This is a genomic window from Pseudomonas sp. GZD-209, from assembly GCF_049310485.1.
Taxonomy (GTDB): domain Bacteria; phylum Pseudomonadota; class Gammaproteobacteria; order Pseudomonadales; family Pseudomonadaceae; genus Aquipseudomonas; species Aquipseudomonas sichuanensis.
In genome coordinates this window covers 54,848-63,186 of the sequence record NZ_JBMOWQ010000082.1, presented here as the reverse complement: position 1 = coordinate 63,186, position 8,339 = coordinate 54,848, and the positions used below count along the sequence as shown (strand labels likewise).

Here is an 8,339-nt window from a genome sequence, read left to right as displayed (position 1 = left end):
GGATGTGGGTACCCGCCCCCCCAGGTGGGTGTGTTGGGGGGCTTTGTCCCCCCCCCCCGATAGGGTCACCACAGGCAATCACAGGCGGAAATGCCCCACCATCCCCTTCAGGTCATCCCCCAGCCGCGCCAGCTCGACGCTTGAGCGGGCGTTGTCCTCCATCGCCAGCGCCGCCTGATCGGCGCTGCCACGGATCTGCGTGACACTGCGGCTGATCTCCTCGGCCACCGAGCTTTGCTGCTCGGCCGCCGCGGCGATCTGCTGGTTCATCTGCTGGATCAACGACACCGCCGCGGCAATGCTGCCCAGCGCACTTTCGGTCTGCAGCGCATCGGCCACCGCCAGGCGCACCAGCTCGGTACTGCCACGGATCTGCGTCACCGACTGCTGGGCATTGCCCCGCAGGCTGGCCACCAGGCGCTCGATCTCTTCAGTGGACTGACGGGTACGCCGCGCCAGGGCGCGCACTTCATCGGCCACCACGGCGAAACCACGCCCCTGCTCACCGGCGCGAGCGGCCTCGATGGCGGCATTGAGCGCCAGCAGGTTGGTCTGCTCGGCGACACTCTTGATGACCTCCAGCACGTCGCCGATGGTATGGATCTCGGCACTCAGGCTGTCGATCCCGCAGCTGGCGGTCTCGGCGGCGGCGGCGAGCTGCTCGATGCGCTGCATGCTCTGACGCACCACCTGCTGGCCGGACTCGACCTTGTCGTCGGCGGCCTGGGCCGCTTCGGCCGCCTGCTCGGCATTGCGCGCCACATCATGCACGGTGGCGGTCATCTGCTGCATGGCGGTGGCCACCTGCTCGGTCTCGTCCTTCTGGCTGCCGACTTCACGGTTGGTCTGCTCGGTCACGGCAGACAACGCCTGGGCGTTGCCGGCCAACTGCTCGATGCCCTGTTGCAGGCCGCTGACCACACCGGACAAGCCCTCGGCCATCTGCTGCATGGCCTGCAACAACTGCCCGACCTCGTCCCTGCGCGGTGCCTCGGCCTCGATGGCCAGCTCACCGGCGGCGATGCGCCGGGCACGGATGATCACCCGCTTGAGCGGCGCGACCACCGCACGGGTGATCAGCCAGGCCGCCAGCACCCCGACCAGCAGCGCCAGCGCGGTGGCGGCGGCGATGGCCACGGCATTGCGCGCAAGCTCGGCCTGCATCGCCTGTTCCTGCTTGCTGTAGGCCTGGTCGACCCGCGCCGTGACCTGTTCCGCGCGGGCCTGCAACTGGGCCTTGATGCCTTGTTCCTGAGCCAGCAGGTCGGTGTATTCATTGAGTTTGTCGGAGAAGCTGGCGATATGCCCGGCCACCTCGCCCAGCACGCTCTGGTAACCGGCATCGCTCACCGCACCCTTGAGCTGCTCGACCAGGCTGGCGGCCTCCACCGTCTGGGCAATGCGCCCCTGCTCCACCTCGCCGCCCTTGCGGCTCTGCTCCAGGCGCACCCGGGCCTCGTCCATGGCCTGCAGCATCAGCCGCGACACCTGCGCCACCTGGCCGGCCTGTTCGAGAAATTCGCCGCCCTGCTGGCCTTGCGACTGCTTGAGGGTGTAGGTGCCGTCATCGGCCAGGCCGGCCTGCAGCACATCGAGGTTGTTGGCCACGCTGGACACCGACCAGCTGGCCATGTCCAGCGCCAGTTCCTTGCCCTGTACCGCCTGGACGAACTGGTCGAACGCCTGGCCGTAGGCGCCGAGTTCGCCTTCGGTCGAGGCCAGCCCTGGCAGGCCACGGGCGCGCTCGACCAGGCCCTGCAGGCCAGTGCGCAGCGTATCGGCTTCGCTGATGTCGGACCGCAGGGCGAACGCCTGCTCGTGCTGGCGCAGGCGCAGCAGGTCGGTATTGAACTGGGCCATCTGGCGCAAGCCGTCGAAACGCTGGCCTACGCTGAACAGCGCGTATACGCCGATGGCCGCCACCAGCAACGTCAGCAGCAGCACCAAGGCGAAGCCCAGGCCGAGCTTGCGGGCCATGCCCAGGTTGGCCAGAACGCCGTGCTTGGTCACCGCCATCACCGATTCCCCTCTGCCTTGTCGGGCTTTTCCGAGAGGCAAGAGTGACAATCGCGGCGGCCACCTCACAAGAGCCTGGCGCCAGAATGGTGTCATTTAGCTATGAACGTGTCGCTTTCAGGCCGCTGGAGGTCGCCCCGCGTGTCGGAGGAACGCCTGGGCGCGGAGGTCCTGTCCGTAGGCGACATTGATACGCAACCAGTCACAAGCCCGCCCCTGGGGGTCGAAGGCGCTGCCGGGCGTGAGCAGCACGGCATGCTCCAGCGCAAGGCGCTCCAGCCCGGCAAAGTCGCGCCCGGGCGAGCGGGCCCAGACGAACATGCCGCCGCAGGGTTCGCACAACACCTCCCAGCCCCACGCCTCCAGCTGCCCGAGGAGCTTGGCCATGTGCTGCCCCAGGCGCACGCGCAGGCGCTGGATGCTCTTGCGGTAACTGCCATTGGCAAGCATCTGGCCGATCACCTGCTCGGCAAAGCGGCAGGTGCCGATGCCGCTGACCATCTTCAACTCGGCCAGGCGGGCGATCAGCGCCGGTTCCGCGACCACATAGCCCACCCGCAGCGAACTGCTGAGGGTTTTCGAGAAGCTGCCCAGGTAGATCACCCGCTGCTCGCTGTCGAGGGTGGCCAGGCGGGTGGCCGGGCCTTCCTGGAAGTCGGCGTAGAGGTCGTCCTCGATGATCCGCAGGTCATGCTCGCGGGCCAGTTCCAGCAGGCGATAGGCGACCTTGGGGGTCAGGCTGGTGCCGGTGGGGTTCTGGTACAGGCTGTTGGTGAACAGGCAGCGTGGCCGGTGCTCGACCAGCAGCCGCTCGAGTTCGGCAACGTCTGGCCCGGTGGGCGTGCGTGGCACTTCGAGCATCCGCACGCCGTGCTGGCGCAGCAGGTTGAACAGGTTGTAGTAGCCGGGGCGCTCCACCAGCACCGTGTCGCCCGGCGCCAGCAGGGTGCGTACCAGCAGGTCGAGGGCATGGCTGATGCCCTGGGTGGTGAGGATGCGCTCGGGCTCGGCACTGATGTCGAGCCGCGCCAGGCCCTTGTGCAGTTGCAGGCGCAGGCTGGCCAGGCCCAGCGGCGGGCAGTAGTCGAACAGCGCCTCGGGCTCGCCGCGGCTGACCTGGCGCACGGCCTGCGCCAGTTCAGCCTCGGCGCGCCAGGCTACCGGCAGCCAGCCACAGCCGAGCTTGAGCAGCGCCTCATGGCCTTCGCCGAACAAGCGCCAGCTGCCATCGATGGCCTCACCCCAGGCGCTGCCGGCATCCGCCTGCTGCCCCGGCTTGCGTTCGGCAACGAAAAACCCGGCACCGTGCCGCGCCACCAGCCAGCCGCTGGCCACCAGGCGGTCGTAGGCCTCGATCACGCAGGACGCGCTCACCGCCTGGGCCTTGGCCAGGGTGCGAATCGACGGCAGGCGGGCGCCGGGGCGCAGGCGTTGCTGTTCGATCCAGGCTTGCAACTGTTCGGTCAGTTGCTGGACCAGGGGCGTTGGCTGCAGGCGATCCAGATTCAGGTGCATGGCAAGTGTTCGCTTATTTCAGGCGAACAGTTAATCACAAATGCCTGGGGAGTGTGCCTTGTTGGGCAACAACATAGCCACGATGCTGCCGACAGACACTCTACCCTTTGACGGATGCCCCCATGCCCACCCGCCATGCCCCGGCCCTGCTGGCCTTCGCGTTGTGCCTGATCACCCTCGCGGTGAACCTGCAGGCACCGCTGTACACCACCTACGCCGATCTCGCCGGGCGTGGCGCCGCGGCCACCGCCGTGGCCTTCTCCGGCTATGTGCTCGGCGTGCTGCCGGTACTGCTGGCCCTTGGCGGGCTGGCCGACCGAGTCGGGCGACGCCCGCTGATCATCGCCGCCCTGGCCCTGTCGATGCTCGCCACGCTGATCATGCTGCTGTTCCCAAACCTGGAGGCACTGGGTGCCGCGCGTATGCTCCTGGGGCTGGGTACCGGGCTGGCATCGGCCACGGCCACCGCGTACATGGGCGAACTGATGGCGGGCAGCGACAGCGGCCGCGCCGCCAGTTGGGTCACGGCCAGCACCTCACTGGGCTTCGGCCTGGGCGCGGCGCTGACCAGCCTGTGCCTGCTGCGCGGGCCCACCCTGGCACCGGCAAGCTTTCATCTGCAACTGTTGCTTGCGGGCATCGCCGTGCTGTTGCTGTGGCGCCTGCCCGACCCACGCCCGGCGCAGCGCAGCGCCATGCTGCGGCTGCCCTGCTACCCCGTCGGTAGCCTGGCCTACGGCCTGGCGATCCTGCTCGCGTGGGCCTGTGTCGGCCTGGTGATCGCCCTGCTGCCGGGGATCCTGCGCCAACACGGCCTGAGTGCCTGGTCGGGGTTCTCGACCTTTTGCGTGATCAGTTGCGGGCTGCTGTTCCAGCCCATGGCCCGCCGCCTGCCAAGCGCCCAGGCCACGCTGCTCGGGCTGCTGATTCTGCCCTGCAGCTATGGGTTGCTGGCCTGGGGCGCCGACAGCGGTCACCTGGCTGGCGTGCTGCTGGGCGCGATTGCCGCCAGCAGTGCCTGCTACGGCTTTATCTACTTGGGTGGCTTGGCCGCGGTGAACCAGCTCGCTGGCAGCGAGAAGACCCGGGCCAGTGCCGGGTTCTTCCTGCTGGCGTATCTGGGGTTCAGCCTGCCGGTGATCTTTACCGGATTGCTCAGCGACAGGCTGGGGTCGCGCCTGGCGCTGAGCGTATTCGGCACGGTGTTGCTGCTGGGGTGTGCGGGGGTGGCGTGGCGGTTGTGGATAACCTTGCCGGCCCGTTCGCGGGTAAACCCGCTCCCACAGGAATCGCGCAGCTGTTTGAATGGCGAGCAAGACAATTGACCCCGCCGGCCCAGCGCTGACTGGACATTCAGATCGCCAGTGCACCGCCATCGACGGTCAGGCTGTGCCCGGTGGTGAACGCGGCGCCATCACTGCACAGGTACAACACCGCGCTGGCGATCTCCTCGACCTTGCCGATGCGCCCAACGGGATGCATCGCCGCGGCGAACTCAGCCTTGCGCGGGTCGGCCTCGTAGGCGCGGCGGAACATGTCGGTGTCGATCACCGCCGGGCACACCGCGTTCACCCGGATGCCCTTCTTCGCATACTCGATCGCCGCCGACTTGGTCAGGCCGATCACCGCGTGCTTGGACGCGGCATAGATGCTCATCTTCGGCGCCGCCGACAGGCCCGCCACCGAGGCGGTATTGACGATCGCGCCACCGCCCTGGGCCAGCAGCAGCGGCAACTGGTACTTCATGCACAGCCACACGCCCTTGACGTTGACGCCCATGATGGCGTCGAACTCGGCCTCGCTGCCCTCGGCCAGGCGGCCCTTCTCGATCTCGATACCGGCATTGTTGAAGGCGTAGTCCAGCCGGCCATAGGCCTGCACGGTCTTCTCGTGCAACTGACGCACATCGCTGTCGCGGGTCACGTCGCAAGCAATGAACAGGGCCTCGCCACCCGCCTCGCGGATCAGCGCCACCGTGGCTTCGCCGCCGGCCGCGTCGAGGTCGGCCACCACCACTTTCAGCCCTTGGGCGGCGAACGCCTGGGCTGTCGCCCGGCCGATACCCGCCGCACCACCGGTGACCAGGGCTACCTGGCCGGAGAACGTCATGCTCATCACTGGCTCCTGCATGGAGAAATTGAGTCGAGGCAGAGTCTAGTCAGCCCTCCTGCCGGCTGGGCAGCATCATCAGGGGCACGGTTGGACTACTATCGTTTGCGGTGATTTTGCGTGACGCAGTACATAATCACAGCCGATCATCAGCCACCTTTTACCCTGTTCAGGAGAATCCGCCATGCCCCAGACCAACCGCCGTTTCCTGCTGGCAAAGCGTCCGGTCGGCGCCGTGCGCCGCGACGACTTTACCTTCGAGCAGGTGCCGGCTGACCAACCCGGCGCGGGCCAGATCCAGGTGAAGAACCTGTACTTGTCCCTCGACCCGGCCATGCGCGGCTGGATGAATGAAGGCAAGTCGTATATCCCGCCAGTAGGCCTGGGCCAGGTGATGCGCGCCCTCGGCGTGGGAGAAGTGGTTGCCTCGCAGCATCCGGACTACAAGCCCGGTGACCACGTCAGCGGCGCCTTGGGCGTGCAGGACTACTTCACCGGCGAACCCCAGGGCCTGCACAAGATCGACCCACGGCTGGCCCCCCTGCCCCGCTACCTCTCCGCCCTGGGCATGACCGGCATGACCGCCTACTTCGCCCTGCTCGACGTCGGCCAGCCCAAGGAAGGCGACACCGTGGTGATCTCCGGTGCGGCAGGCGCGGTGGGCAGCATTGCCGGGCAGATCGCCAAGCTCAAGGGCTGCCGCGTGGTCGGCATCGCCGGCGGCGCGCAGAAATGCCAGTACCTGCTCGACGAACTGGGCTTCGACGGCGTCATCGACTATAAGGCCGAGGACGTGCAGGCGGGCCTCAAGCGTGAATGCCCGAAGGGCGTGGACGTCTACTTCGACAACGTCGGCGGCGATATTCTCGACGCGGTGCTGTCGCGCCTGAACTTCAAGGCGCGGGTGGTGATCTGCGGCGCCATCAGCCAGTACAACAACAAGGAAGCGGTCAAAGGCCCGGCCAACTACCTCGCGCTGCTGGTCAACCGTGCGCGCATGGAAGGCTTCGTGGTGATGGACTACGTCAAGGAGTACGGCAAGGCCGCACAGGAGATGGCCGGCTGGCTGGCCAGCGGCAAGGTGAAAAGCAAGGAGGATGTGGTCGAGGGGCTGGAAACTTTCCCGGAGACACTGCTCAAGCTGTTCAGCGGGGAGAACTTCGGCAAGCTGGTGTTGAAGGTCTGAAACCCCGGGGCTGCAAGGCAGCCCCGGCAGGCTCGAATCAGCCGCGGATTTCGGCGACCACAGCGGCCAGCGCCTGCGCCGGATCCGCCGCCTGGCTGATCGGGCGACCGATCACCAGGTAGTCGGAACCTGCATCCAGCGCCTGGCGCGGGGTCAGGATCCGGCGCTGGTCGTCCTGGGCACTGCCCGCCGGGCGGATGCCCGGGGTGACCAGCTGCAGCGACGGGTGCGCTGCCTTCAGCGCCGGTGCCTCCAGCGCGGAGCACACCAGGCCGTCCATCCCGGCCTTCTCGGCCAGTGCCGCCAGGCGCAATACCTGCTCCTGCGGTTCGATATCCAGGCCAATGCCCGCCAGGTCCTCACGCTCCATGCTGGTCAGCACGGTCACGCCGATCAGCAGTGGCTGCGGGCCGCTGCGCTTGGCCAGCTCCTCACGGCAGGCCGACATCATGCGCAGGCCACCGGAGCAGTGTACGTTGACCATCCACACGCCCATTTCGGCTGCGGCCTTGACCGCCATCGCCGTGGTGTTGGGGATGTCGTGGAACTTGAGGTCGAGGAACACTTCGAAACCCTTGCTGCAGAGGGTCTCGACAATCCCCGAAGCGCTGCTGGTGAACAGTTCCTTGCCGACCTTGACCCGGCACAGCGCCGGATCGAGCTGGTCAGCCAGCTTCAGGGCGGCGTCACGGGTAGGGAAATCCAGGGCGACGATCAGGGGCGTCTGGCAGGCGGACATGGGCGCGGTCTCTTGGCAAGTCGTAAACGGCGCGCATTGTAAACGAAGTGGCATGGCCTTTGGGGGCCGCGGGTCATGAGAATTGGCCTGGCAGTGGGCCACTCCTATAATTGAACCATCGCACACGGCCATGGTTCGAATGCCATGCAGGTGCTGTCATCTACAGTTTGCAGGAGAACACCGATGCCTTGGTATGCCTGGTTGATACTCATCGTCGCCCTTGGCTCGATCGTTGGCGGACTGATGATGCTGCGTGATACGGCGAAAAAACTGCCGTTGACCGATGAACAGTTGAAGAAAGTTCACGAGCGCAATGCCGAGGCGGATGCCAAGGATGCGCAAGACCGCTGAATAGGCATTGCCGTCATGAAGAGCCGACCAGCCGGGTACCGATCGGCTCCTGCCACCTTTACTCGACCATCAGCTTGTCACGATTGCGCTCCAGCAGCGCGTTGCCTATGCCCTTTATCTCCAGCAGTTCATCCACGGAGGTGAACGGCCCGTTGGCCTCACGGTAGGCGACGATGGCCTGTGCCTTGGCCTGACCGATGCCGTTCAGCGCTTTTTGCAGGGTTTGCGCATCGGCCGTGTTCAGATCTACCCGGCTGTTTGCCGACTGGGCCGGCGCCACTGCAGGCACCGGCTCGGCAGGCATGCTGGTGGGGGCAGCGCTGAGCGAAAAGGACAGGCAGGTAAAAAGCGGGAGCAGCAGATACGACAGGACAGTGTTACGCATGGGAAGTCACTCCTTGAGGCTTATTGAAAGGCAACGTT

General features: G+C 66.6%; 8 protein-coding genes and 1 pseudogene. 3 read left to right on the top strand and 6 right to left on the bottom strand.

Going from position 1 to position 8,339, the window contains the following annotated elements; translation table 11 throughout:
* Positions 1-78: 78 nt before the first annotated feature.
* The 3 genes and pseudogenes from ACO6VM_RS11175 to ACO6VM_RS11165 form a co-directional block, all read right to left on the bottom strand.
* The gene (locus ACO6VM_RS11175) at positions 79-783 is read right to left on the bottom strand and encodes a methyl-accepting chemotaxis protein (RefSeq protein ID WP_390967781.1); all 705 of its coding nucleotides are present in this window, start codon (positions 781-783) and stop codon (positions 79-81) included.
* 201 nt (positions 784-984) lie between these two features.
* Positions 985-1,164, bottom strand: a pseudogene (locus ACO6VM_RS11170) (hypothetical protein); the annotation flags it as partial.
* 969 nt (positions 1,165-2,133) lie between these two features.
* Positions 2,134-3,531 carry a PLP-dependent aminotransferase family protein gene (locus tag ACO6VM_RS11165; RefSeq protein ID WP_401057763.1) on the bottom strand — a complete coding sequence of 466 codons (1,398 nt, stop codon included), beginning with the start codon at positions 3,529-3,531 and terminating at the stop codon, positions 2,134-2,136.
* A gap of 122 nt (positions 3,532-3,653) precedes the next feature.
* Here ACO6VM_RS11165 and ACO6VM_RS11160 point away from each other — a divergent pair, with 122 nt between their 5' ends.
* Positions 3,654-4,856, top strand: coding sequence for an MFS transporter (locus ACO6VM_RS11160; protein WP_401057761.1), 1,203 nt, complete (start codon positions 3,654-3,656; stop codon positions 4,854-4,856).
* A 28-nt stretch (positions 4,857-4,884) separates the two neighbouring features.
* Here ACO6VM_RS11160 and ACO6VM_RS11155 read toward each other — a convergent pair whose 3' ends face one another.
* Positions 4,885-5,646 carry an SDR family oxidoreductase gene (locus ACO6VM_RS11155; RefSeq protein ID WP_401057759.1) on the bottom strand — a complete coding sequence of 254 codons (762 nt, stop codon included), beginning with the start codon at positions 5,644-5,646 and terminating at the stop codon, positions 4,885-4,887.
* Positions 5,647-5,824: 178 nt separating this feature from the next.
* On the opposite strand from ACO6VM_RS11155, the gene ACO6VM_RS11150 reads away from it, so the two are divergent.
* Positions 5,825-6,826, top strand: coding sequence for an NADP-dependent oxidoreductase (locus ACO6VM_RS11150; protein WP_401057757.1), 1,002 nt, complete (start codon positions 5,825-5,827; stop codon positions 6,824-6,826).
* Between the two features lie 37 nt (positions 6,827-6,863).
* Here the strand turns inward: ACO6VM_RS11150 and pyrF are convergent, their stop codons facing one another.
* Positions 6,864-7,565, bottom strand: a complete 702-nt coding sequence (pyrF, locus tag ACO6VM_RS11145; protein ID WP_110992544.1) for an orotidine-5'-phosphate decarboxylase — start codon at positions 7,563-7,565, stop codon at positions 6,864-6,866.
* A gap of 183 nt (positions 7,566-7,748) precedes the next feature.
* On the opposite strand from pyrF, the gene ACO6VM_RS11140 reads away from it, so the two are divergent.
* A complete protein-coding gene (locus ACO6VM_RS11140) occupies positions 7,749-7,916 on the top strand; it encodes a DUF2897 family protein (RefSeq protein ID WP_258645515.1) in 168 nt (55 codons plus the stop codon).
* A gap of 58 nt (positions 7,917-7,974) precedes the next feature.
* Here ACO6VM_RS11140 and ACO6VM_RS11135 read toward each other — a convergent pair whose 3' ends face one another.
* The gene (locus tag ACO6VM_RS11135) at positions 7,975-8,301 is read right to left on the bottom strand and encodes a ComEA family DNA-binding protein (protein WP_401057754.1); all 327 of its coding nucleotides are present in this window, start codon (positions 8,299-8,301) and stop codon (positions 7,975-7,977) included.
* Positions 8,302-8,339: the final 38 nt, after the last annotated feature.